The 23,214-nt window shown below is 73.7% G+C and carries 20 protein-coding genes and 1 pseudogene; 5 read left to right on the forward strand and 16 right to left on the reverse strand.

Features of this window, described 5'->3' with window-relative positions; all coding sequences use genetic code 11:
• The first annotated feature begins 456 nt into the window (after positions 1-456).
• On the forward strand, positions 457-693 hold the full coding sequence (locus tag ACFVGO_RS34795) for a hypothetical protein (RefSeq protein ID WP_359909944.1): 237 nt from the start codon (positions 457-459) through the stop codon (positions 691-693).
• Here ACFVGO_RS34795 and ACFVGO_RS34800 read toward each other — a convergent pair.
• The 6 genes and pseudogenes from ACFVGO_RS34800 to ACFVGO_RS34825 form a co-directional block, all read right to left on the reverse strand.
• Positions 639-1,352: a DUF6099 family protein gene (locus tag ACFVGO_RS34800; protein ID WP_359909940.1), complete on the reverse strand. Its 714-nt coding sequence runs from the start codon at positions 1,350-1,352 to the stop codon at positions 639-641. The genes ACFVGO_RS34795 and ACFVGO_RS34800 overlap by 55 nt on opposite strands.
• Positions 1,353-1,645: 293 nt before the next feature.
• A pseudogene (locus ACFVGO_RS34805) lies at positions 1,646-1,981 on the reverse strand (nucleotide pyrophosphohydrolase); the annotation flags it as partial.
• A gap of 8 nt (positions 1,982-1,989) precedes the next feature.
• On the reverse strand, positions 1,990-3,441 hold the full coding sequence (locus tag ACFVGO_RS34810) for an AAA family ATPase (RefSeq protein ID WP_380636133.1): 1,452 nt from the start codon (positions 3,439-3,441) through the stop codon (positions 1,990-1,992).
• A 145-nt stretch (positions 3,442-3,586) separates the two neighbouring features.
• Entirely contained in the window at positions 3,587-4,426 is an 840-nt protein-coding gene (locus tag ACFVGO_RS34815; RefSeq protein ID WP_359909934.1) for a putative RNA methyltransferase, read from the reverse strand.
• Between the two features lie 175 nt (positions 4,427-4,601).
• A complete protein-coding gene (locus tag ACFVGO_RS34820; RefSeq protein WP_380353494.1) occupies positions 4,602-5,456 on the reverse strand; it encodes a RimK family alpha-L-glutamate ligase in 855 nt (284 codons plus the stop codon).
• Positions 5,453-6,382, reverse strand: a complete 930-nt coding sequence (locus ACFVGO_RS34825; RefSeq protein WP_359909928.1) for an ATP-grasp domain-containing protein — start codon at positions 6,380-6,382, stop codon at positions 5,453-5,455. The genes ACFVGO_RS34820 and ACFVGO_RS34825 overlap by 4 nt, the downstream gene beginning before the upstream one ends.
• 237 nt (positions 6,383-6,619) lie before the next feature.
• Between ACFVGO_RS34825 and ACFVGO_RS34830 the strand changes: the two genes are divergently transcribed.
• On the forward strand, positions 6,620-7,483 hold the full coding sequence (locus tag ACFVGO_RS34830) for a GNAT family N-acetyltransferase (protein ID WP_380636135.1): 864 nt from the start codon (positions 6,620-6,622) through the stop codon (positions 7,481-7,483).
• 81 nt (positions 7,484-7,564) lie between these two features.
• Here ACFVGO_RS34830 and ACFVGO_RS34835 read toward each other — a convergent pair whose 3' ends face one another.
• The 4 genes from ACFVGO_RS34835 to ACFVGO_RS34850 form a co-directional block, all read right to left on the reverse strand.
• The gene (locus tag ACFVGO_RS34835; protein ID WP_359909922.1) at positions 7,565-7,993 is read right to left on the reverse strand and encodes a fic family toxin-antitoxin system, toxin component; all 429 of its coding nucleotides are present in this window, start codon (positions 7,991-7,993) and stop codon (positions 7,565-7,567) included.
• Positions 7,990-8,226, reverse strand: a complete 237-nt coding sequence (locus tag ACFVGO_RS34840) for a toxin-antitoxin system HicB family antitoxin (RefSeq protein ID WP_049659744.1) — start codon at positions 8,224-8,226, stop codon at positions 7,990-7,992. Before ACFVGO_RS34840 ends, ACFVGO_RS34835 begins: the two co-directional genes overlap by 4 nt.
• 161 nt (positions 8,227-8,387) lie before the next feature.
• Positions 8,388-11,042, reverse strand: a complete 2,655-nt coding sequence (locus ACFVGO_RS34845; protein WP_380353489.1) for a collagenase — start codon at positions 11,040-11,042, stop codon at positions 8,388-8,390.
• Positions 11,043-11,204: 162 nt separating this feature from the next.
• Positions 11,205-12,155, reverse strand: coding sequence for a LysR family transcriptional regulator (locus tag ACFVGO_RS34850; RefSeq protein WP_359909916.1), 951 nt, complete (start codon positions 12,153-12,155; stop codon positions 11,205-11,207).
• 376 nt (positions 12,156-12,531) lie between these two features.
• Between ACFVGO_RS34850 and ACFVGO_RS34855 the strand changes: the two genes are divergently transcribed.
• Positions 12,532-12,726 carry a hypothetical protein gene (locus ACFVGO_RS34855; RefSeq protein ID WP_359909913.1) on the forward strand — a complete coding sequence of 65 codons (195 nt, stop codon included), beginning with the start codon at positions 12,532-12,534 and terminating at the stop codon, positions 12,724-12,726.
• A gap of 108 nt (positions 12,727-12,834) precedes the next feature.
• On the opposite strand, the gene ACFVGO_RS34860 is transcribed toward ACFVGO_RS34855, so the two are convergent.
• Together ACFVGO_RS34860 and ACFVGO_RS34865 are read right to left on the reverse strand one after the other, a co-directional pair.
• The gene (locus ACFVGO_RS34860; RefSeq protein ID WP_380353542.1) at positions 12,835-14,184 is read right to left on the reverse strand and encodes a class I SAM-dependent RNA methyltransferase; all 1,350 of its coding nucleotides are present in this window, start codon (positions 14,182-14,184) and stop codon (positions 12,835-12,837) included.
• 371 nt (positions 14,185-14,555) lie between these two features.
• Positions 14,556-16,631: an APC family permease gene (locus tag ACFVGO_RS34865; RefSeq protein WP_380546579.1), complete on the reverse strand. Its 2,076-nt coding sequence runs from the start codon at positions 16,629-16,631 to the stop codon at positions 14,556-14,558.
• 248 nt (positions 16,632-16,879) lie between these two features.
• Here ACFVGO_RS34865 and ACFVGO_RS34870 point away from each other — a divergent pair, with 248 nt between their 5' ends.
• Positions 16,880-17,548, forward strand: a complete 669-nt coding sequence (locus tag ACFVGO_RS34870) for a TrkA family potassium uptake protein (RefSeq protein WP_359909907.1) — start codon at positions 16,880-16,882, stop codon at positions 17,546-17,548.
• On the forward strand, positions 17,548-18,219 hold the full coding sequence (locus ACFVGO_RS34875; RefSeq protein WP_359909904.1) for a TrkA family potassium uptake protein: 672 nt from the start codon (positions 17,548-17,550) through the stop codon (positions 18,217-18,219). The genes ACFVGO_RS34870 and ACFVGO_RS34875 overlap by 1 nt, the downstream gene beginning before the upstream one ends.
• Positions 18,220-18,311: 92 nt before the next feature.
• On the opposite strand, the gene ACFVGO_RS34880 is transcribed toward ACFVGO_RS34875, so the two are convergent.
• The 4 genes from ACFVGO_RS34880 to ACFVGO_RS34895 form a co-directional block, all read right to left on the reverse strand.
• The gene (locus tag ACFVGO_RS34880; protein ID WP_359909901.1) at positions 18,312-19,034 is read right to left on the reverse strand and encodes a DUF3159 domain-containing protein; all 723 of its coding nucleotides are present in this window, start codon (positions 19,032-19,034) and stop codon (positions 18,312-18,314) included.
• 2 nt (positions 19,035-19,036) lie between these two features.
• On the reverse strand, positions 19,037-19,444 hold the full coding sequence (locus tag ACFVGO_RS34885) for an OB-fold nucleic acid binding domain-containing protein (RefSeq protein ID WP_359909898.1): 408 nt from the start codon (positions 19,442-19,444) through the stop codon (positions 19,037-19,039).
• A gap of 65 nt (positions 19,445-19,509) precedes the next feature.
• The gene (locus ACFVGO_RS34890; protein WP_049657530.1) at positions 19,510-20,190 is read right to left on the reverse strand and encodes a response regulator; all 681 of its coding nucleotides are present in this window, start codon (positions 20,188-20,190) and stop codon (positions 19,510-19,512) included.
• A gap of 119 nt (positions 20,191-20,309) precedes the next feature.
• Entirely contained in the window at positions 20,310-22,901 is a 2,592-nt protein-coding gene (locus ACFVGO_RS34895; RefSeq protein WP_380636139.1) for an ATP-binding protein, read from the reverse strand.
• Positions 22,902-23,214: the final 313 nt, after the last annotated feature.

A 23,214-nucleotide genomic window follows, 5' to 3' on the forward strand; every position in this document is an offset into this window, starting at 1 on the left:
TCCGATCTGAGGCCTGCGATTGTGCGCCAGCACGGGGGCCTTGCCGCAAGACCCCCCGTGCGCTATACGTTGAGAGTGGCAAGGGGTGGGTTCTCCCCCTGGTCGTCCCGGTTCATCCCCGGCTCCTGTCCGGGCATGTCGACCACGCCGCGCTCCGCATCATCGGTCGCATCCCCGCTCCGCGACGCCCGGGGCCCGCTCCGCAACGCGCCCGGGGCCGTTCCGCGCCTAGCCGAGGCGGCACCGCGACGGCAACCCCGGCTCACCCGGGAGGCTTACCCCTCAGCGGAGTTGGACCGCATCGGGTGGTGTCCGGGTGACGGCGTCCGGAGCGGTTCGTTGGGTGCTACGGCGGGGGTGGGTGCCCCGGTGGCGGGCGACTGCCGCCTCCCGCCGTGCGGTCCGAGCCACCGTCGGCCGCTCCACACCGCACCACCGATGCGAAGAGGTCCCGTCATGTCCGAACCATCTGCCACGCCGCAGTTCCCGAGCAGCCCGACGGGCTCGGCCGACGGCACCTCGGCCGGACCCGCCAGCCCCAAGAGCCTGCTGGAGCAGATGCAGGAACTGCTCGCCTCCGTCTCCGCGGACCTCGCCGAACTCCAGGGCTCCGTCCCCGGGAGCGCCGACTCCACCGCCTACCCGACCGGCACGGACACCTCCGAGACCTCGGACACGCAGGGCACCCGGTAGCCCTCCACCGGTTCCTCCTCGGCCGGCCCGCCCTCACCGGGCGGGCCGCCGCCGGAGGGCGAGCCGCCGCGGCTCCCGGCACCGGCGCCGCTACCGCCCGACGGAGCGGTGTCGCCCGGCGGGCCGAGCCGGACCACCAGTAACGGCGCCCCGCCGCCGACCTGCTCCCGCTCCCGCTCGGCCCCACCGAGCGCCGCGGGCTGCGCCTCCCCGGCCCGGACCGCCGCCTCACGCAGCCGTACGGTGAGGTCCTTGCACTCCGACACCGCGTCCACACCGTCGATGCACGTCCAGTAGAGGCTCTCGGTGTCCGCCCCGCAGGCGAGCACCACCAGCGTCTCGCCGACGTCCCGGAGCAATCCGTCCAGCGCCCCCAGGGCCGGCGCCAAGTCCCCCAGGTCGGTGAGCCGCGCGGCCCGGCCCCCGCTCACCAGGGCGGCCCGGACGACGGAGCGGTCCAGGCAGACCGCCGCGTGCGCCCCGGCCTCGGACAGCTGCTGCCCCAGCCCGGTCAGCTCCTCGTCCTCCGACTCCGCCAGCCTGGCGCCCACCGCCTCGGTGAGCAGCGCGGCCTGCCGCGCCTCGGCCAGCACGTCCGGTACGTGCCTGGCCTCGGCCAGGGCGTGCCGGGCCGTCTTGATCAGTCGCAGCGCCTCCATGGCCACCGCTCCCCTCGCTCGCTGTCGCCGTCGACCCGGGCCGCCGGGAGGGGCGGTCCGAGGGGTGACGGCTGGTCACGGCGAAAGCGTGCGAGGAAGAGCGCGGACGCGCATCCACGGTGTCAGAAGCTGTGGAAAAGTCGGGGGCTGTGGATGAATTCCTTCCCTCACAAGGGTTGGTCGTCCACGTCCGAGTTGACGCCGAGCACATTTTCATCGGCGCCGACCGCGTGTTCACCGCCGCCGACCGCGTTTTCCCCGCCGGCGACCGCGTGCTCACCGCTGTCGACCGCGCCCTCCGGCGCCGGGAAGCGGAGTTCGTTCCGCTCGATCTTGGCCGCCAGGGCCTCCAGCGGATCCACCCCGACCGCGGTGCAGAACTGCAGCAGGTACGCCAGCACGTCCGCGACCTCGTCGTGCACCCGGTGCGCGCGGTCCGGGTCGGACATCACCGCGCCGGCCTGCTCGGGCGTCAGCCACTGGAAGATCTCCAGCAGCTCCCCCGCTTCCACGCTCAACGCCGCCGCCAGGTTCTTCGGGGTGTGGAAGGGCTCCCACCGCCGGGCCGCCGCGAAGTCCACCAGCCGCTGCCGCAAGGCCTCAACGGTGGGCTCCGCCGGCCCCGTCACTCGTTCGCTCACCCCTCCAGGTCTACCGCATCAAGACCCGCCGCCCCACCGTCCACCGGAAACGCCCCGCTGCCGGCCGGAGCTCCCGCGAGCCCGGCCGGCCCCTCCGACGCCCCCGCCGGCCCCTCCGTCAACCCCGCCGCCGACCGGCCCGCGCCCGCCGCGGCCCCGTCGTCGGCCCCGTCGCCGGCCCCACCCCCGGCGTCCCCGGCCTCCCCCGCCGCCTCCCCGCGCCCGCCCTGGACCGGCACCCGCGCCGTCTCCGTCCGCAGCACCGTGAACCCCGAGTCGGGATCCCGCCGGCACTCCACCAGCACCATCCCGCCCCCGGGCGTGCCGCCCAGGACCTCCCGCGCCGCCGCCGGCTCCTGCAGGGCCGCGACCACCCGCAGCTGGCGGCGCTCCGCCATGTCCCGGGCCAGCCGCAGCAGTGTGGCGGCCTGCTCCGCGGAGAGCCCCGCGCCCAGGTCCTCGGCCAGCACCGTGAGCTGCCGGTGCGCCCAGGGCACCTCGGCAGCCACGTCGAGGTCGAGCACCCCGGCCCCGGTCAGCAGCACCGCGGCGAAGGCGAGGTGGCGCAGCATGCCGTCGGAGGCCTGGTCGGCCCCGGTGCGTCCGAGGACGCCCTCGTCGAAGACGGCGAGGACCTTCCGCACGCCCGCGCTCTCCCGCTCGGCCAGGGTGAGCCCGAGCAGCGGGTGCGGCGCGGCGGACTGCACCGCGCGCAGCAGCTGCCCGTACCGGCGCGGGCACTCGTTGCTCAGCCGGGCGACGACGGCGGAGATGTTGGCGGCGTTGCCGCGCAGCCGGGCCTGCGGGTCGGCGCGGGCCCAGCCGCGCATCAGTGCGGGGACGGGGTGCAGCGGGAAGACCTCGCGCAGCGCCGTGAGCAGGTCCTCGGTGGCGGCGAGGACGAGGCACTCGCCGGCCGACGAGCCCGCGACCCGCAGCGGCAGCTGCGCGGTGATCATCGTGCCGCTGGGGAACGGCGCCCGGATGTCGCCCTGGCGGGTGTCGTTGTGCCAGCAGACGTTGACCCGCCGGTTGCGGACGTCCTGCTCCCCGGTGTCCATCAGGGTCCGGCCGTCGAGGGTGAGCGACTCCCGGGCGATCCGGACCGGGCCGTCGGTGCGGATCACCACGTCGAGCCGGATCAGGCCGTGCGGCGAGCGGACGGTGCAGCCGAGGATGATCGCGTCCCGCCCGTGCGGCACGCACCCGTCCAGGCCTCCGCGGACGGCCTCGGCGAGCGGACCGGTGCGGTCGGGCAGCCCGTCCAGCGAGTCGGCGATCTCCTCGCCGAGGGCGAGCCGGGAGAGCACGGCCAGCGCATCGAGGGCGTTGGACTTGCCGACCCCGGCGGGCCCGTGCAGCACGGTGAGGGGCGCGAGCGGCAGCACGGCGCGCCGGTAGGACTTGAACGAGGTGAGCCGGAGCTCCTCGACGGTGGGGCGCGGCACGGGCGGCCGGTCGGGCCGTGGGGCGCCCGTTCGGAGGTGGGACGGCCCTGCGGGCCTGGTGGCGTCGCGGTTCACCTGTCGGACGTTAGCCGCAGGCCGACCGGAAGAAACGTGCCTGCGCGGCAGATTCATCCCAACGTGGCGCTCAGCGCCGGTACGCGGCCACCGTCACCGAGGCCGTCACCTCGACCGGCTCCGGCAGTTCCGCGAGCGCGGCACCGAGCCGCTCCGGATCGGTGTGCCAGGCGCTCGGCCCCATGCCGACGACGGTGCGCACGTCCTGCGGGCCGAGCCGCAGGGTGAACTCGACCTCCCGCCGCCCGGCGGGCTCCAGGTACGGTCCGAGCTTCTCGTCGATCCGCCGCTGCTTCTCCTCGTCCACCGACAACAGGCCTAGTGCGTCGACGAGTTCGCGCAGGTGGCGGGCGGTCGGCGAGACCAGCAGCAAGGTGCCGCCGGGGCGCAGCACCCGGCGGATCTCGGGCCCGTTGCGCGGGGCGAACACGTTGAGCATCAGCTCGGCCGAGGCGTCCCGCAGCGGCAGCGGGCGCCAGGCGTCGCACACCACGGCGCCGATCCGGGGGTGTGCCTTGGCGGCGCGGCGCAGCGCGAACTTGGAGATGTCCAGGGCCGCGCCGACCGTGCCGGGCAGGGCGTCCAGGACGTGCGCCAGGTAGTGGCCGGTGCCGGCGCCGAGGTCGGCGACCAGCCCGCCGGGCTCACCGGCGACGACGGCGGAGGCCGCCCGCGCCAGCGCCTCGGCGATCGGCCGGTAGTGCCCGGCGGCGAGGAAGTCCGCGCGGGCCGCGACCATCTCGGCGGTGTCCCCGGTGCCGGTGTGGGCGTCGCCGGCGAGGAGGCTGACGTAGCCCTGCTTGGCGAGGTCGAAGCTGTGCCCGGCCGGGCAGCGCAGGCTGCGGTCGTGCCGGGTGAGGGCCTGCGCGCAGTGCGGGCAGGCCAGGTAGCGCTCGATGTCCTGGAGCAAGGTTCCGTCTTCTCTCGCCGTACGCCCCGGCCGGTCGGGGCGCCAGCCAGCCTAACGACCCCGACGGACCCGCGCCCCGGGCCGCCACCCCGGCCCGGCGCCGACGGGCCCACGCCCCCGGCTACCACCCCGGCCCAGCGCCGACGGGCCCACACCCCGGCCACGTCTGCCGGCCCTACCCCACGCCCCTCCCGAGTCCTGCGAGCGCCCGCCCCGCGGGGCCCCGCCGCGCGCGGTCCTGCCCCGCGAGCACCGGCCCCCGCTGCGCCCCGACCCGCAGCGCCAGCGCCACCAGAGCCTCCGGCGCGCCGGGGCGGCCGCGCACTCCGGGAAAGGCGTTGACGTCCACGATGACCGGCTCGGCGGGCCCGTCGAGCAGGTCGACCCCGTACACGTCGAGCCCGAACACCTCGCCGACGCGCAGCGCGAGCGCGGCCCGCGCGGCGGACGGCTGCCAGTCCTCCGCCCGCCCCGACTTCCCCGTGCCGGTGGCGAGCTCGGACTGCCGCCGGGCCGCGAACACCTGTCCGTCGACCACCCACAGCTTCTGGTCCCAGCCCGTCCCCGGGACGAACGGCTGCGTGACGACCGGCTCCTCGGGCCAGCGCTCGGCGAGTTCGCGCAACCGGGCCGGGCCGTCCACCCGGGCGACCAGGTCGTGCCGCCTGCTGTGCCGGCTCTTGACCACGAACGGGTAGGCCGGATCGGCGAGTTCGCCCAAGCATCCGGCCGCGTCCGTGGCCGCGAAGGGCAGCCCGGCGGCGCGGGCGAGGTCGGCCATCCGCACCCGGTCCTGGCACAGCCCGGTGGCCGCCGCCGAGTTGACCACCGGCACGCCCCGCCGCTCCAGCTCCGCGGCCAGCGCCAGCGCCTGAGGCGTGCGGGCCTTGAGCAGGCAGACGTCGGCGAGCCCGGTCACGGGCCCGGCGGGCGGGACGACCGCCACCTCGTGCCCCCGGCGCACCAGCAGTTCGGCCGCCGAGGCCAGCACCGGATGCCCCGGGTCGCCGGTGATCAGTCCGACCTTCACAGCAACTCCCCCTCGCCGAAGCCGAGTTGACCGTAGGCGTCGCCGCCCGCGGGCACCAGCTCGACCGGCCCCCCGGGCACCAGTTCGGCGGGCCCGCCGGGCACCGACACGGCCGTCCCGCTGCGCGCGAGCCGCAGCACCGCCCGGGAGACCCGGGCCACCGCGTCCGGCACCTGCCGGAAACTCGGGAAGTCGTTGACGTCCACCACCACCGGCCCGTCCGGCCCCAGCAGCACGTCGACCCCGTACAGGTCCAGCCCGAACACCTCGCCGACCTGCGCCACGATCCGCGCGACGCTCCCCGGCAGCGGCACCTGCCGTTCGCGCACGCCCTGCCCCGGGTGCAGCGGGGAGGAACGTTCCGTCGCGAAGAGCTCGCCGTCGACGCAGTACACCTTGAGGTCGGTCCCGGAGTTGGGCACGTACGGCTGGGCGATCAGCAGCCCCTCCCCCGCCAGCTCAGGCCCGACCTCCAGCAGCTGGTCGGGGCTGCGCACCAGCCGGACGGCGCGCCCGGAGCTGCCGTCGGCGGGCTTGACCACGAGCGGGTACTCGGCGGCCGGGATCTCCGCCAGCCGTTCCCAGCGCGCGGCCGCGTACGTCACCGGTACGGGCAGCCCCCGGGTGCGGCCGATGACCGCGGCGAGCGCCTTGTCCCGGACCCCGCGGATCGAGCGCACGTCGTTCACCGTGGTGAGGCCGACGGCGGCGGCCGACTCCAGCAGGGTCAGCCCGGGCCCGCCGGACACGGTCTTGAGCACCCAGGCGTCGTGACTGCCGGCCCGGACCTCCTCGGAGATCGCCAGCAGCGAGTCCCCGGGGCGCAGCACGTCCACCCGGTGTCCCCACGCCGTGAGTTGGCGTGCCACGTCGAGCGGCATGCCGTCGTGCCGGTAGTGTTCCTCCACCAGAAAGCAGAGCCTCATGGGCCTGTCTTCCCCCTTGCCTCGCCTAGTGCAGACGTCCGCCGTCCCCCTCGGCAGAGCTGTAAAGCCTTCAGCATGCACGCTGTGTTCGCACAAGATCGCTGCGAGCGGGTAAGCGTTCGGCAACAATCGGCCCCCGGGGAGACGTCGAGGGGCACCGGGAGGGCGGCGAGGGCCCTGGGACGTGCCCCGGAAATCCGGTGGCACCGCGTCACAGCCCCTGCTTGGATGCACGCCGTGACCCCTGTTGATCATGTTCCCGACCGCCCCCTGCTCGACGAGATCGAGCGCTACTACGACGCCGTGCCGCGCAGCGCCGCCCGCACCGAGGACTTCGGACCGCTGACCCTGTTCGTCCGCGACGGGGGCGGCTGGCCGTACTACGCCCGCCCGGCCCTCGGCCACGGCGGCCCGGCCGCCACCGCCGAGGACGTCCGCCGGGTGCTGGAGCGGCAGCGGGAGCTGGGCGTCCCGGAGGCCTTCGAGTGGGTGGCCGAGCAGACCCCGGAGCTGCGCGCGGCGGTCGAAGCGGCGGGCCTGACGGTGCACGAGCACCCGCTGCTGGTGCTGGGCCCGCAGGACGAAGCGGCCCCGGCGCCCGAGCTGCCGGAGCCGGTGGAGGTCCGGGTGCTGGCGCCGGACGCGCCGGAACTGGCGGCCGCGCTCGCCGTCCCGCACCTGGCCTTCGGCGATCCGGGCACGGCCGTCGGCCCGGCCGGTGCGGCCGAGCTCGCCACGGCCGCGGCGCGGCTGACGGCCGACGGCACGGCGGAGCAGGTCGCCCGGCGGATCGCCGCCGGCACCACCGTGCTGGCCGCGGCCCTGGAGGACGGCACGGCCCTGTGCGCCGGCCAGCACAACCCGGTGGGCCCGGTCACCGAGGTGGCCGGGGTGGGCACGCTCCCGTCCGCGCGCCGCCGCGGGCTGGGCCTGGCGGTCACCGCGGCGCTGGTCGCGCACGCCCGGGCGAACGGGGTTCGGACGGTGTTCCTGTCCGCCGCCGACGAGGACGTCGCCCGGATCTACCGCCGGGCCGGCTTCCGCACCTTCGCGACGGCCCTGATCGCGGAACCCGCCGCCCAGCAGGAGCCCGCCCAGTAGGAGCCCGCCGCCCAGTAGCGGCCCGCCCCTCAGCGGCCCCGCCGCCCGGCGCCCCGGGGGCCCGGCCGAGGACGGCGCCGATCAGTCGTCGTCCTCGTCCTCCTCGTCCGCCCCGGTGACCTCCTCCCCTTCCGCCTCGTCCACCATCCAGGCCGCCAGCCGCTCGGCGACGCCCGACACCCCGAGCCGCCCCTCGCGGATGGCCCGGGAGAGGCTGCGCACCTCGCGGGCGGTGGTGGCAATGGTGCAGCCGCTGGCGACCAGGTAGGCGTAGGCGACGGCGGTCGCGAAGAGTTCGTTGGTCTTCTCCAGGGCGGGCACCCGGATCAGCTGGTGCATCAGCGCGGCGGCGCGGTCCTGTGGTTCGGGGTAGACCGCGATGTCGAATATCTCGGCCTGGTGGCGGGTGACGGCCGCGAGCAGCGAGCCGTAGTCGGTGACCTGCGGGTCACCGGGGGTGTACTGCTCGGCGGTCATGAGCAGCCACGAGAGGTCGACCTCCAGCTTCAACGGCGCACGTCCTGGAGGTCGCCGGGCTCCCCGAACTCGGCGAGGAAGGCCGACTCGTACTCCTTCATGAACTGCGCGGCCGCGTCCACGAAGGCCCGCCCGGACTCGCCCATGTCCTGTTGGACCAGGCGCTCGATGTACTGGTTCATGGAGATCCCCTGCTGCTCCGCCCGTTCCCGGGCCATCTCGGCGGTCGTGGCGTCGACCCGCACGTTCAGCTGCTTCTTACCCATGCCGTTCAAGCTAGCGCTCAAGTGCTAGCACAACAAGGGCGCGTGCACACCGCCCGCACACCTGCCGCACGCCCCCGCGCAACCTCGCCGTCACCGGGACGCCGAACGGCCGGGCCCGCGGCGGCTGCCACGGACCCGGCCCGCGCCGGAAGGGAGGCGGATCAGAACTGGGTGCTGACGGTCACCCCGCTGAAGTCGGTGTTCGCGTAGAGGCTCACGTAGCGGTAGCCCGCCGTCGGGTTGGTCACGGTGATGCTCTGGGTGGTGCCCGGGTTGGTGGACGAGGCGGTGTACGCGCTCGGCGAGGCCCAGGTGCTCTCGTTGTAGTACAGGGAGGCGGTGCCGGTGCCCCCGGAGGTGGTGATCCTCAAGGTGCTGGTGCCGGCCGGCAGGTAGACGTACAGGTAGTCCAGGTTGCCGGCGGTCGCCGCCAGATCGGCCCGCGAGCAGTTCTTGCCGAGCGCGTCGGTGCGCGGGTCGGTGCAGGCCGGCGGGGTGGTGGGACCGCCGCCTCCGCCGGTGGTCACGGTGACGGAGGTCGGGGTGCTGGCGGTCCTGCCGGTGTCGTCGGTGACGGTCAGCGCGACGGTGTAGGTGCCGGCGGCCGCGTAGGTGTGGCTCGGGTTCTGCTGGTCGGACGAGCCGCCGTCGCCGAAGGTCCAGTGCCAGGCGGTGATCCGGCCGGGGCCGGTCTGGACGGACTTGTCGGTCAGGGTGACGGTCGGGCCGTTCACGGTCTGGCCGAACAGCGCGGTCGGGCCGGCCGCGTAGCAGGCGCCGCCGGCGCAGGCGTCGAGCCAGGCGTCGAAGTCGGCGTCGTAGCCGGTGCCGATGCCGTTGTAGACCGCGTAGCCGCCCTGGTAGTCGCCGGTGCGGAAGTGCGCGAGCACGGAGTCGATGTCGGCCGGGTGCTTCTCGAACATGTACCGGACCGCCAGGTAGCCCCACGGGTAGGTGCGCACGGTGTCCGAATTGCCGTACGTGTTCTGGAAGATCGTGCTCAGCTTGTACGTGTGCCTGGCGGCCTCGGCCATCGCCTGGGTGTCGGTGGTGCCGCGGTAGGCGTAGGACTCGTACTCGGCGACGCCCTCGATCCACCAGATGTCCGGGACGGAGATCTCGGTGGAGAAGTTGCCCTTGAGGTCGTAGATGTTGTCCAGGTAGTGGGTGTACTCGTGGTTGAGGTTCCACACGTTGGCGGTGAAGCCGTCGTTCCAGGACTTCTGGTACATCACGCACACGGCCCGGTTGTTCGGGTCGGTCGGGTCCATGACGGTCTGTCCGCCGTTGTCGGTGGAGTTGTTGAAGATCGCCCAGGAGTAGGTCAGGTAGTCGGCCTGGTTGGCGAAGACCGCGAGGGTCAGCTCCTTGTCGTACTGGCCGGGGATCGGACCGTTGTCCTTCACCAGCTTGTGGAAGAAGGTGTCCTCGCCGCGCAGGCTGGCGCAGACCGCGGACAGGTCGGCGGGCGGGAGCGCCTCGGTCAGGATGGTGCGGTTGTCGCAGACCAGCTGGTTCGGCAGCACCGCGGCGGTCAGCTTGGCCGGCAGGTCGCAGGTGCCGTAGTACGAGCACTGGCCGGGGTCGAAGCTGTTGGCCTGGTACGCGGTGTGGACGTACAGCGGGCCGGTGGCGCCGGTGATCCGGGCGCCGTCGAGGACGGCCTTGACCTTGCCCTTGACCGCGGCCTCGACCGCCGGGCCGTCGCCGGCCATCCGGCCGAGGTCGTTGCCCGCGTTGACGTCCAGGTAGGCGTTGGCGGTGCCGAGCAGGTCCTTGTGGTTCAGGGCGAAGTCGCCCAGGGTGGCGCCGATGCTCGGGTCCGCGGCGACCGCGCTGACGAAGTCGGGGTTCCAGTTGCCCCGCCACAGCGGAGCGGAGAGCACCGCGTTGACCGCCTTGAGCATCTTCGGGAAGGCGTTGTACGAGTTGTCGTACGACGTCAGCACCTGTTTGTAGACGCCCAGGTAGCTGCCCTGGAGGTTGGCGCTGTCGGTGAGCACCAGGACCTCGTTGAGCACGGTGCCGTTGCCGTCGCTCACGTCGGTGCGGTGCGGCGCGGCGAAGAACGCGTCCAGGGCGGCCTTGGAGGCGCCGGTCAGGGCCGCGTCGTACGGGCCGACCGCCCCCGCGTTGTTCGACTGCACGTACCAGCCGGCCCGCTGGAAGAGCACGAGTTGCAGGATGCCGGTCGAGTTGTCGCCGGTGTAGCCGCCCGCCGCGTTCTGGAAGGCGTTGGCGACGGTGAGCATCTTCGCTTCCTTGAAGACGGCGCCCGCGTCCGTGCCGGTGACGTTGAACAGCGTGTTGACGCAGTCCGGGGTCGAGGCCTCCAGGAAGGAGACCAGGTCGGCCCCGCTGCGGCTGCCGAAGTCGGCCGGGGTGCAGCTCTGCGCGGTGGCGGCCGCGGCGGCGGCACCGCGGGCGGCGAGGGGCTGCTTGACCGGGGACGTCTTCGGCCCGGCCGGGCGCTGCGCGGTCTGCACGGCGGTGCCGGCCGGCTGGCCCATCACGAGCTGCCCGAGCAGCGCCGGGGGCAGCGGCTTGGCGACGGGGGCGGGTTCCTCGGCCGCACGGGACTGCTCGGCCGGGTCGACCGTGAGGAAGGCGCCGAGCGGCTTCGGCAGGGCGGAGCCCGGGTCGGCCGCCGGGGCGCCGGCCGCGGGCCGGGCGCTCGACCCGGAGGCGGCCGGGCCGGAGGCGGCGGAAGCGGCCGGGGCGGCGAAGGCGGCCGTGGCGGGCAGCAGCGTGGCGGCGGCGCAGCAGCCGGCGACGAGGCCGGCCAGCAGGGTGGGGAGTGGTATCCGTGGGCGCACTGGTGGGTCCTTCTCCTGTGGGGGGAGGCGCTGGGAGGACTGCCGAGGCGTTGGGGGAACGCGTCATGATCCTGCCAGCGGCGGAGGGTCAGAACAATGTCACAGGTCATATGACATAGCCCTGCCCGGCCATAACACCGCCCGCCGCGGCCGCCAAGGGCGCTAAGGCCGGTACGTCCGTGCGGCCCACGCCTGGAAGCCCGGCGCCGCCGCGATCAGGTCCCGGTACGCCGCGGCGGCCGCCCCGAGCAGCGTCTCCACCACCTCACCGCCCACCCCGGCCGGCCGCCAGACCAGCAGTTGCCGGACCCAGATCGGCGTCCCCGCGAGCGGCTTGACCACCACCTCGGCGAGCGGCCGGGTGGTGGCCTGGACGACGGAGATGCCGAGCCCGGCGGCGATCATCTCCTGGAGCTCCAGCCGGCCGCCGAGGAACTCGTGGACGGTCGCCGGGGCGAACCCCGCCGCGGCGCAGGCCCCGTGGAACACGCCGTGCCAGCCGGCCCCGTCGTCGGGGGTCAGGAACCACTCCTCCTCCGCGAGGTCCGCCAGCGCCACCTCGGTGCGGTGCCGCAGCCGGTGGCCGGCCGGCAGCGCGACGAAGACGGGCTCGGTGACGATGCCGCGGTGCGCGACGGACGGCGCGTGGCGCAGTTCCCGGCCCGGGTAGTCCACGGCCACCGCGGCGTCGGCCTCGTCCCGCTCCAGCAGCTCGACGATGTCGGAGGAGCGGTGGACCGACGTCAGGGTGAAGCGCTGCCCGGGCCGTTGGTGCCGCGCCCTGGTGACCAGTCCCGGCAGCAGCGGCGAGTTGGTCGCCGCCAGCCGCAGCTCGCGCGGGACGGGCCCGGCCGGGGCCTCCGGGCGGCGGCCCAGGCCGTCGGCGCGGGTGAGCAGCTCCCGGGCCGCGGCCACCACCTCCGCCCCGAAGCCGGTCGGCGCGACGCCGACGGTGGTGCGTTCGAACAGCGGGGCGCCCAGGTGGCGCTCGATCCGGCGCAGCTGGGTGCTGGTCGCCGGCTGCGAGGCGCCGAGCAGGACGGCGGCCCGGCCGACGCTCCCGGTGTCGGCGATCGCGCACAGCACGCGAAGGTGCCGCAGCTCCAGCTCCATGACGCTCCCCCTCCCGCACCCGGCCGGCCCCGGCCGACGGCGTGGGGCGGCTGCCGTCACGGGCGGTGCGACGGCGCACCGGCGCAACGGCACACCGGTACACCGGTACAACGGCACACATCACATGTCAGCGGCTCACCTTCGCCCCGGGGAATGACCTCGTCAAGCCCTCTCCCGGGGCCCGACGGCCTTGCGCGCACCATCTTTTACCAGCGCATTGCCGGCACCTGACCTTCCGCCCGGTCCGGGCCGCCCGCGCCCGCTCCGCCCCGCCCCACCGGGAGGGGCGGGACTTGAAGACCGACCCGCCGTCCGGGAGGCTGAAGACCCCCCTGCGTTCCCCCGAGCGGGCGCCGACTGGTGCGGAGGCCTACCGATGACAGCCATGTTCGACCAGGAGCTGCGCGAGCAGCTCGCCCAGGCCCGCCGGGACCTAGCGGCGGCCCGGGCCGAGGAGGACGCCGACGGCGTCCAGGCGTACGAGGGCCGGGTCGCCGCGCTCCTGCGGCTCGCCGCCCAGCACGGCATCGACCTGCCGCACAGCGTCGACGAGGAGGAGCACAACGGGTAGCCGGCCCCGGACGCGGCAGGAGGCGGCCACCCCGAACGGGTGACCGCCTCCTGCCGTGACTCCCGACGCCCGGGATCAGCCCGGGGCCAGCCCAGGATCAGCCCGGAATCACTGCCCGACCGGCTCCAGGATCGCCACGCACTCGAAGTGGTGGGTCATCGGGAACAGGTCGAAGGCCCGCAGCGACACCGGCCGGTAGCCGCCCTCGCGGAAGAACTTCAGGTCCCGCGCGAGCGCCGCCGGGTCGCAGGCCACGTACGCGATCCGGCGCGCCTCCAGGCCGACCAGGTGGGCGACGGTCTCGCGGCCGGCGCCCGAGCGCGGCGGGTCCAGCACGACCAGGTCGGTGGCGGTGATGCCGGTGCGCGGCAGCAGCGTCTCGACCCGGTCGCACTCGATCTGCACGTTGTCCAGCGCGGCCAGGTTGTGCCGGGCGTCGACCACGGCCTGCTTGGCGGACTCGATGCCGAGCACCGCACCGTCCTCGCCGACCCGGTCGGCCAGCGCGCCCGCGAACAGGCCGACGCCGCAGTACAGGTCGAGCGCGTTCTCGCCCCACTGCGGGTCCAGCCCGTCCAGCACGGCGTCGACCAGGGTGTCCGGCGCCTCCGGGTGGATCTGCCAGAAGCCGCCGTTGCTGATCCGCCAGGTCCGCCCGGCGGCCCGCTCGCGCACGAAGCCGCGCCCGTGCACCTTGTGCACGTCGCCCTGCTCGTCCACCCGGGCGATCGACACCGGCTTGTCCAGCTCGACCAGCGGCAGCTGGGCGCCCGGCCGCGGGGTGAGCACCACCTGGCGGTCCGAGGAGCCGGTCGCGGCGATCACCTCGACGCTCGCCACCCCCGGCCAGTCGCGGGCCTCGATGCCCAGCTCGGTGACGCCCTCGGCGGCGATCAGGCAGCGGTCCACCGGCTGCACGTCGTGCGAGCGGTGCTTGCGCAGGCCGACCTTCCCGGTCCCGGCGTCGACCGCGTACTGCACCCGGGTGCGCCAGGCCGGCACCTGCCCGGCCGGAAGCTTGCCGCCGACCGGCTCGACGCTGCCGTCCCAGCCCGCCTCGGCCGGGGTGAGCCCGGCGAGCTTGGCCAGCTGCTCGGTCAGCACCGCCGCCTTGAGCTTGCGCTGCCCGCCCGGGGTAACGTGCTGCCAGTCGCAGCCGCCGCACTTGCCCGGACCGGCGAACGGGCAGGGCGCCTCGATCCGGTCCTTGGACGGCTCCAGCACCTCCACCGCGTCGGCCCGCAGGAACCGCGAGGTGGTGGTCCCGTCGGTCACCAGTGCGACGACCTTCTCACCGGGCAGCGCGTGCCGCACGAACAGCACCCGGCCCTCGTGCCGGGCCACGCAGTGCCCGCCGCCGTGCGCGACCGGGCCGACCTCGACCTCGTAGCGCTGCCCGACCAGCGGCTCCCCGGACGGCGTCTCGGGCCGCGACGGCCGCGCGGCACCGGCGCGCAGCGCCTTGGGCGGCCGCACCGCCTGCTTGCGCGGCGCCTTCCGGCCGGCCCCGGCAGCGCCCTTCGGCGCGTCCTGGGCGGCACCCTTGCCGGCGCCCTTCGGCGCGCCCTTGCCGGAGGCCTTGCCCGCGGACGTCTTGCCGGCGGACGTCTTGCCCGCGGCGCCCTTGCCGGCGGCCGGCCCGGCGGGCTCCCGGTCCTCCCGCTCGCCCGGGACGATCGGCGCGGTGCGCGCGGTGAGGCCGTCGCGGTCGGTGGCCTCCGGACGGGCCGGCCGGCCCCAGCGCGGCCGGGAGACCTGCCCGGGCTGGGAGCCGCCCCGGCGGGCGCCCTTGCCGGAGGAGCCCGAGGAACGGGGCGGAGTGTTGCGGGTCACTGGGAGGAGTCCTTGCTGCGGTCGGAGGTGTCCCCGGCGTTCGAACCGGTGGAGACGGAATCCTTCGACTTTACGGCCTTCGGCGCGCGTGGCTCGCCACGCCGGACGGCACCCGGCGCCGACCAGGCCTTCTGCGGCTTGCGCCGCTCCGAGGACTCCAGCTGCCACGGTACCGAAGTGACCATCACACCGGGCTTGAACAGCAGCCGCCCCTTGAGGCGCAGCGCGCTCTGGTTGTGCAGCAGGTGCTCGTACCAGTGGCCGACCACGTACTCCGGGATGTAGACCGAGACCACGTCCCGCGGGCTGCTGCGCCGCAGGTTCTTCACGTAGTCCAGCACCGGCCCGGTGATCTCGCGGTACGGCGAGTCCAGCACCTTGAGCGGCACCTCGATGCCGCGCTCGTCCCACTCCCGCCGCAGCGCCGCGGTGTCCGCCGGGTCGACGTTGACCGTGACGGCCTCCAGCGTGTGGGCCCGGGCCAGCCTGGCGTACGCCAGGGCGCGCAGCGCCGGCTTGTGCAGCTTGGAGACCAGCACGATGGCGTGCACCCGGGTGGGCAGCACCACGTCGTCCGGCTCCTCGGCGGCGATGAGCTCGTCGGAGACCCGGTCGTAGTGCCGCCGGATGCCCTTCATCATCACGAACAGCACGGCCATCGCGGCGATCGCGATCCAGGCGTGGCTGATCTTGGTGACCAGGACGACGATCAGCACGGCCATGGTCATCACCAGGCCGAAGGCGTTGATCGCCCGGCTGCGCTGCATGTGGCGGCGCTTGGCCGGGTCGGTCTCGGTGCGCAGCAGCCGGGTCCAGTGCCGGATCATGCCGGACTGGCTCATGTTGAAGGCGACGAAGACGCCGACGATGTAGAGCTGGATCAGCCGGGTCGGGTCGGCGTCGAAGGCGAGGATCAGCAGGATCGCGGCGATCGCCAGCAGGATGATGCCGTTGGAGAAGGCCAGCCGGTCACCGCGGGTGTGCAGCTGGCGCGGCAGGTAGCGGTCCTGGGCGAGGATCGAGCCGAGCACCGGGAAGCCGTTGAAGGCGGTGTTGGCGGCGAGCACCAGGATCAGCCCGGTGACGGCCGCGACGAAGTAGAAGCCGGGCGTGAAGTTGTTGAACACGGCCTCGCTGATCTGCGCCAGCGCGGTCTTCTGGTGGTAGTCCGGCGAGGTGCCGACGAGCTGTTCGGCCGGGTTCTCGGCCATCTGGACACCGGTCAGCCGGGCCAGCCAGATGATGCCCATGAACATCACGACGGCGATGCTCGCCATCATCAGCAGCGTGGTGGCCGCGTTCTTGCTCTTGGGCTTGCGGAAGGCCGGCACGCCGTTGGAGATCGCCTCGACACCGGTGAGCGCGGCACAGCCCGAGGAGAACGCCTTCAGCAGCAGGAACACCATCGCGAAGCCGGCCAGCGAGTCGTTGCCGGGAGTGGCGGCGAGGTGGAACCCGGCGCTCTCGGCGGGCATGTCCTGGCCGAGCACGAAGTGCCGGAACACCCCGTAGCCGACCATCCCGATCACGCCGACCATGAAGGCGTAGGTGGGAACGGCGAAGGCGCTCCCGGACTCGCGCACGCCTCGCAGGTTCATGCCCATCAGCAGCACGACCACGATCACCGACAGGACCGGTTCGTGGCCGCGCAGCGCGGGCACCGCGGAGACGACGTTGGCGACGCCCGAGGTGGTCGACACGGCCACGGTGAGCACGTAGTCGACCATCAGGGCGCTGGCGACCACCAGACCGGCGGCCGGACCGTGGTTGACGGTCGCAACCTCGTAGTCACCGCCACCACTGGGGTAGGCGTGCACGTTCTGCCGGTACGAGGCGACCACGGCGAGCATCACGATCGCCACGACGACGCCGATCTGCCAGGAGAAATGGATCGCCGAGGCGCCCGCGATGGAGAGGGTGAGCAGGATCTCCTCGGGGGCGTACGCGACCGAGGAGAGCGCGTCCGAGGCGAACACGGGCAGCGCGAGCCGCTTGGGCAGAAGCGTCTCGCCCAGCTTGTCGCTGCGTAGGGCGCGCCCGATCAGGATGCGTTTCGGAAGGTCAGTCGGCATAGGCACGTTAAGGAATCGTAGGGGCTCCCCGGTCAAGGCTCCGCCGTTTGTCCCCCCCTTCGTCGCGACTGCGTTCGGTGGACCGGCTAGCGTGTCGGATACGAGTCGGCGGGCAACACTCTGGTTGTCGAGCGTTGCCGGGTCGGCGCCCCCACGAGGAACCTCGTCCCGGACGACCGGGCGGGAAACGGAGCTGAACGGTGTTTGCGCAGGTCAAGGCCCCTTCGGGACGGGTGAGGTAAGCGCCGGTGCACATCGTGATCATGGGCTGCGGCCGCGTGGGCTCCGCCCTCGCCAGAGCCCTGGAGAAACAGGGCCACTCGGTGGCCGTGGTCGACCAGGACCCGACCGCGTTCCGCCGGCTGGGCGCCGGGTTCAACGGCCGCCGGGTCACCGGCGTCGGCTTCGACCAGGACACCCTGCGCGAGGCGGGCATCGAGGAGGCCGGCGCCTTCGCCGCGGTCTCCAGCGGCGACAACTCCAACATCATCGCCGCGCGGGTGGCCCGGGAGAACTTCGGCGTCGAGAACGTCGCCGCCCGGATCTACGACCCCCGCCGCGCAGAGGTGTACCAGCGCCTGGGCATCCCCACCGTCGCGACGGTCCGCTGGACCGCCGACCAGATGCTGCGCCGACTGCTGCCGAGCGGCGCCGAGCCGCTGTGGCAGGACCCGAGCGGTGGCGTGCAGCTCGCCGAGGTCGCGTACGACCCGCGCTGGATCGGCCACCGGATCAGCAGGCTGGAGGAGGCCTCCGGCACCCGGGTGGCGTTCGTCACCCGGCTCGGCGAGGGAATGCTCCCCTCGCCGCAGATGGTGGTGCAGGAGGGCGACCTGGTGCACGTGATGCTGCGCCGGGCCGACCTGACGGCCGTCGAGGCCGCGTTCGCGCAGGGACCGAAGGAGGAGGGTCACTGATGCGGGTCGCCATTGCCGGTGCCGGTGCCGTGGGCCGCTCGATCGCGGGCGAGCTGCTGGAGAACGGCCACGAGGTCCTGCTGATAGACAAGAACCCCAACTCCATCTCGGTGGAGCGGGTTCCGATGGCGGAGTGGCTGCTGGCCGACGCCTGCGAGATCACCTCGCTGGACGAGGCCGCGCTCCAGCGCTGCCACGTGGTGATCGCCGCGACCGGTGACGACAAGGTCAACCTGGTCGTGTCGCTGCTCGCCAAGACCGAGTACGCGGTGCCGCGGGTGGTCGCCCGCGTGAACAACCCCAAGAACGAGTGGCTCTTCAACGAGTCCTGGGGCGTGGACGTCGCCGTCTCCACCCCGCGGCTGATGTCCGCGCTGGTCGAGGAGGCGGTCAGCGTCGGCGACCTGGTCCGCCTGATGCGCTTCAGCCAGGGCAACGCCAACCTGGTCGAACTGACCCTGGCCTCCGACACCGAGCTCGTCGGCATCCGGGTCGGCGACGTGGCCTGGCCGCAGGACACCGCGCTGGTGACCATCATCCGCGAGGGCCGGGTGCTGGTGCCGGGCAAGGACGACACCCTGGAGGGCGGCGACGAGCTGCTCTTCGTCGCCGCGCAGGAGCGCGAGGAAGAGCTGGAGCAGCTCCTCTCGGCGACCTCGGGCGCCCAGTAGCCCCGCGGGCACAGCGGAAGGGCCCGCACCCCTCGTCGGGGTGCGGGCCCTTCGCCGTGTTTCACACCGGCCTCCCGGCCGGCCGGAGGCGGCTACTTCGCCGGCTCCTCCTCGTCCAGCTGCGCCTTGATCGGCGGCGGCGCCTTCAGCAGGATCTGCCAGGTCACGTACATCGCCAGCAGCATCGGCGGGATGCCGAGGGCGACCTTCAGCCAGCCCAGCAGGTTGACGTTGTGGGTGAAGTACAGCGGGAAGAGGATCACCGGCTTCAGGCCCATGATCAGCACCCAGGCCCAGGTCGCCTTGGTGTAGGCGGCCAGGCGGCCCGGGTTCTCCTTGCGCCAGGTGAACATCTCGCCGGTGATCGGGCCGAGCATCACCCCGATCATCGGCCAGCGCGCCAGCGCGGAGGCCGCCAGCGCGATGCAGTAGCCGACGTTCCAGAGCAGGCCGGGCAGGTAGAAGTCCTCGGCCTTGCCGCTCTTCATCGAGATCCAGGCGCCGAGGGCGACACCGAACACCCCGCTGAAGGCGTGCTGGATGGTCTGCCGCTTCGCCAGCCGGGCCACCACGAACAGGGCGCTCAGGCCCAGCGCGGCCCAGGCCGAGGTGCTGACCTGGTGGGTCAGGTTGTAGGTGACGATGAAGACCAGGCCTGGCAGCGTCATGTCGATCATGCCGCGCACGCCGCCGAAGGCCTGGAGCACGGTGTCGGCGGCCTCCTTGGAGGCGGCCCTGCGGGCGGCCTCCGCGTCCGCGGGGTCGACGGCCAGGTCGAGCTGGGCGGCGGCCTCGCCGCCGGGCTGGTTGCTCACGCTCATTCGCTCCCGTGTCCGACCGGACGCAGCTCATAGCGGGGGTTGAACAGCACGCGGCGCCCGCGTGCGTGACCGATGCGGCCGCTGGCGACCAGCCGGCGGCCGGGCTCTATCCCGGCGATCGAACGGCGGCCGAGCCAGACCACGTCCAGCGCCTCGGTACCGTCGAAGAGTTCGGCCTCCAGGGCGGGCACACCCGCCCGGGGGCGCAGCGTCACCGTGCGCAGCGTTCCCGCGACGGTGACCAGATCGCGGTCCCCGCAGCCGGCGATCGGCGTGCAGCCGGACTCCGCGGCGATCTCCTGACGCAGCTCCTCGGCGTCCAGCTCCTCGGCCGAGGAGGTCAGCCGGCTGAGCATGCGGCGGAACCGCCCCTGCGGCTGGCCGCTGCTGTTGTCACCACTCATGTCGGAAGGGTACCGGGTTCCGGCCCCCCGGCGGCAGGTCGCTCGACCGCCGGGGGCGGCCGGGGTCAGCTCTCGAACCGGTATCCCATGCCCGGCTCGGTGATGAAGTGGCGCGGGTGCGAGGGGTCGCGCTCCAGCTTGCGGCGCAGCTGGGCGAGGTAGACCCGCAGGTAGTTGGTCTCGGTGCGGTACGCCGGGCCCCACACCTCCTGCAGCAGCTGGGTCTGGCTGACCAGCCGCCCGGCGTTGCGGACCAGTACCTCCAGCAGGTGCCACTCGGTCGGGGTGAGGCGGACGTCGGCGCCGTCCCGGTTGACCTTCTTGGCCGCGAGGTCGACGGTGAAGGACTCGGTGACGACCAGCGAGTCGGCCTCCCCGGCCACCGGCTCGGCCCGCCGCACGGCGGCCCGCATCCGGGCGAGCAGCTCGTCCATGCCGAACGGCTTGGTGACGTAGTCGTCGGCGCCGGCGTCCAGGGCCTCGACCTTCTCGTCCGAGGCGTGCCGGGCCGACAGCACGATGATCGGCACCCGGGTCCAGCCGCGCAGGCCTCGGATCACCTCGACCCCGTCCATGTCGGGCAGGCCCAGGTCGAGGACGACCACGTCCGGATGGCGGGCCGCGGCCAGCTCCAGGGCGCTCGCGCCGTCATGGGCCGCGTCCACCTCGTACTTGCGGGCCTTGAGGTTGATCACCAGCGCGCGGACGATCTGCGGTTCGTCGTCCACGACGAGGACCCGGGTCATGTGCGGGCTCCGCCTTTCGGGGCTGTCTGACTAACGGACTGGGGACTGGCTCTACGACTTTCGCTGCGACGCGCGGCCCCGGGGAGGGGCGCCCGGCCCGGCCGGTGCGCCGCCGGTTCTCAGGCGATCAGCTCCGGGAGCGGACCGCCACCCTCGCCGCCCGGCTCCCCCGTTTCGGGCGGCCGGTCGACCACGGGCAGGCTGACGACCATGGTGAGGCCGCCGCCCGGGGTGTCCTCGGCGGTGACGGTACCGTCCATCGCCTCGACGAAACCGCGCGCCACCGCGAGTCCGAGGCCCACCCCGGCACCGCGCGGCGCGTCCCCGTACCGCTGGAACGGCGCGAAGATCTTCTCCTTCGCCTCTTCCGGCACCCCCGGGCCGCGGTCCACGATCCGCAGCTCGACCCGGGCCGGCCGCCCCGGCTGCCGCAGCTCGTCGGCCTTGACCAGCACCTTGACGCCGTCCGGGCTGTACTTGACGGCGTTCTCCACCAGGTTGGCCAGCGAGCGCTCCAGCAACCCGCCGTCGGCCCGGACCATCGGCAGCGTCTCCGGCACCTCCAGCCGGACGGACTCCAGCGGCACCCCGCCGAGCGCGAACGGCACCACCTCGTCCAGGTCGGTCTCCTGGATCAGCGGGGTGACGGTACCGGTCTGCAGGCGGCTCATGTCGAGCAGGTTGTTGATCAGGTGGTCCAGCCGGTCCGCCCCGGCCTCGATGCCGGCCAGCAGCTCGGCCTCGTCCTCCGGGTCCCAGTCGACGTCGGCCGAACGCAGCGAGCTCACCGAGGCCTTGATGCCCGCCAGCGGGGTGCGCAGGTCGTGCGAGACCGCCGCCAGCAGAGCCGTCCGGATCCGGTTGCCCTCGGCCTCCCGGCGGGCCTCGGCGGCCTCCCGGGCCAGCCGGCGGCGCTCCAGCACCACGGCGGCCTGCGCGGCGAACGCCCCGAGCAGGCGCCGGTCCGCCCCGGGCAGCACCCGGCCGCGCAGCACCAGCGCCAGGCTGTCGCCGACCGGGACGTCCACGTCGGCCTCCTCCGGCCGCTCCGGCGGCCGCGGGCCGGCGGTGGCCACCGGCACCCAGGGCGCGAGCGGATCGGGCCGCTCCAGCAGCGCGGCGCTCTCCTGCCCGAAGGTCTCCCGCACCTGTTCCATCAGCGCGGTGAGCACCCCGTCGCCGTTGGGCGCGCCGCGCAGCACCGTGCCGGCCAGCGCGCTGAGCGTCTGCGCCTCGGTCTGGCTGCGGGCCGCCTGCTGGGTGCGCCGGGCCGCGAGGTCCACCACCGACGCCACCGAGATGCCGACGATGGTGAATATCGCCACCGCCATGATGTTCTGCGGCTCGTTGATGGTGAAGGTGTGCAGCGGCGGGGTGAAGTAGTAGTTCAGCACCGAGGAGGCGACCAGCGCCGAGCCGATGGCCGGCAGCAGCCCGCCGACCAGCGCCGCGCACACCGTCAGCGACAGGAACAGCAGCATGTCGGTGGAGAGCCCCAGCCCGCCGATCGCGGTCAGCACGATCGCCAGCACCGGGGGGCCGACCAGCCCGATCAGCCAGCCGGCGACCGTCCGGGTACGGCCCAGGTCGGTGATCCGGCGGACCGGTATCTTGCCGCGCCGCCCGTGCCCGGCGTGCTCGTGGGTGACCATGTGGACGTCGATGTCCCCGGCCTCCCGGGTCACCGTGGTGCCGACGCCCGGCCCGTACAGGTACTGCCAGGCGGGCCGCCGGCTGGTGCCCAGCACGATCTGGGTGGCGTTCACGCCCCGCGCGAAGTCCAGCAGCCCGCCGGCCGGGTCGTCGCCGAGGACCGCGTGGAAGGAACCGCCGAGGCTCTCCACCAGCACGCGCTGCTCGATCAGCGTCTGCGGCGAGCCGGAGCCCACCAGCCCGTCCGAGCGGGAGATGTGCACGGCCAGCAGCTCACCGCCCGAGACCCGGGCGGCGATCCGGGCCGCCCGGCGGATCAGCGTCGCCCCCTCGGGCCCGCCGGTCAGGCCCACCACGATCCGCTCCCGGGCCTGCCAGGTGCCCTCGATGCCCTGCTCGGCCCGGTACTTCTGGAGGTACTCGTCCACCCGGTCCGCGGTCCACAGCAGCGCCAGCTCGCGCAGCGCGGTCAGGTTGCCCGGACGGAAGTAGTTCGCGAGCGCGGCGTCGATCTTCTCCGGCGCGTACACGTTGCCGTGCGCCAGCCGCCGCCGCAGCGCCTGCGGGGACATGTCCACCAGCTCGATCTGATCCGCCCGCCGGACCACCTCGTCCGGCACGGCCTCGCGCTGGCGCACCCCGGTGATGCCCTCGACCGCGTCGCCGAGCGACTCCAGGTGCTGGACGTTGACGGTGGAGATCACGTCGATCCCGGCCGCCAGCAGCTCCTCGACGTCCTGCCAGCGCTTCTCGTTGCGGCAGCCGGGGACGTTGGTGTGGGCCAGCTCGTCCACCAGGGCCACCTGCGGGCGGCGGGCGAGGACGGCGTCCAGGTCCATCTCGGAGAAACGGGCGCCGCGGTGCACCACCTGCTGGCGCAGCACCACTTCCAGCCCGGCGACCATGTCCGCGGTCCGCCGGCGGCCGTGGTCCTCCACGAACGCGACCACGACGTCCGTGCCACGCTCCTGGCGCCGGTGCGCCTCGGCGAGCATGGCGTACGTCTTGCCGACCCCGGGGGCTGCCCCGAGGTAGATGCGCAGCCTGCCTCGTCCCATGAGCACCATTCTTGATCCGACCGGCCCGGAGGACACCCCCGGACACCTGTTCCCCTTGCCTTCGAGACTACGGTGTGCGACGCGATTTTCCGCTGATCAGTGCGCTGATCAGGCGGTTTTAGCGGCATATTGACGGTGGACCAGCCACTCGGCGGGGGTCGCCCGGGAGGGTTCGGAGGCACCGGAGCCGGCCTGTCGGGCCCGTCCGGACCGTCCGGACCGGAAATGCGAAAAGCCCCTGATCCGAGTGGATCAGGGGCTTTTCTGAATAATTGTTCGGCGGCGTCCTACTCTCCCACAGGGTCCCCCCTGC

Origin of the sequence: Kitasatospora sp. NPDC057738 (assembly GCF_042798815.1) — a bacterium.
Classification (GTDB): Bacteria; Actinomycetota; Actinomycetes; order Streptomycetales; family Streptomycetaceae; genus Kitasatospora; species Kitasatospora lactacystinica.

What these genes read in the sequence shown, in the direction of transcription:
- ACFVGO_RS34795 (WP_359909944.1), top strand. Translation starts at nt 457, where the DNA reads ATGTCCGAACCATCTGCCACGCCGCAGTTCCCGAGCAGCCCGACGGGC.
- ACFVGO_RS34800 (WP_359909940.1), bottom strand. Translation starts at nt 1,352, where the DNA reads ATGGAGGCGCTGCGACTGATCAAGACGGCCCGGCACGCCCTGGCCGAG.
- ACFVGO_RS34825 (WP_359909928.1), bottom strand. Translation starts at nt 6,382, where the DNA reads ATGAGGCTCTGCTTTCTGGTGGAGGAACACTACCGGCACGACGGCATG.
- ACFVGO_RS34840 (WP_049659744.1), bottom strand. Translation starts at nt 8,226, where the DNA reads ATGGGTAAGAAGCAGCTGAACGTGCGGGTCGACGCCACGACCGCCGAG.
- ACFVGO_RS34850 (WP_359909916.1), bottom strand. Translation starts at nt 12,155, where the DNA reads ATGGAGCTGGAGCTGCGGCACCTTCGCGTGCTGTGCGCGATCGCCGAC.
- ACFVGO_RS34855 (WP_359909913.1), top strand. Translation starts at nt 12,532, where the DNA reads ATGACAGCCATGTTCGACCAGGAGCTGCGCGAGCAGCTCGCCCAGGCC.
- ACFVGO_RS34865 (WP_380546579.1), bottom strand. Translation starts at nt 16,631, where the DNA reads ATGCCGACTGACCTTCCGAAACGCATCCTGATCGGGCGCGCCCTACGC.
- ACFVGO_RS34875 (WP_359909904.1), top strand. Translation starts at nt 17,548, where the DNA reads ATGCGGGTCGCCATTGCCGGTGCCGGTGCCGTGGGCCGCTCGATCGCG.
- ACFVGO_RS34885 (WP_359909898.1), bottom strand. Translation starts at nt 19,444, where the DNA reads ATGAGTGGTGACAACAGCAGCGGCCAGCCGCAGGGGCGGTTCCGCCGC.
- ACFVGO_RS34890 (WP_049657530.1), bottom strand. Translation starts at nt 20,190, where the DNA reads ATGACCCGGGTCCTCGTCGTGGACGACGAACCGCAGATCGTCCGCGCG.
- ACFVGO_RS34895 (WP_380636139.1), bottom strand. Translation starts at nt 22,901, where the DNA reads ATGGGACGAGGCAGGCTGCGCATCTACCTCGGGGCAGCCCCCGGGGTC.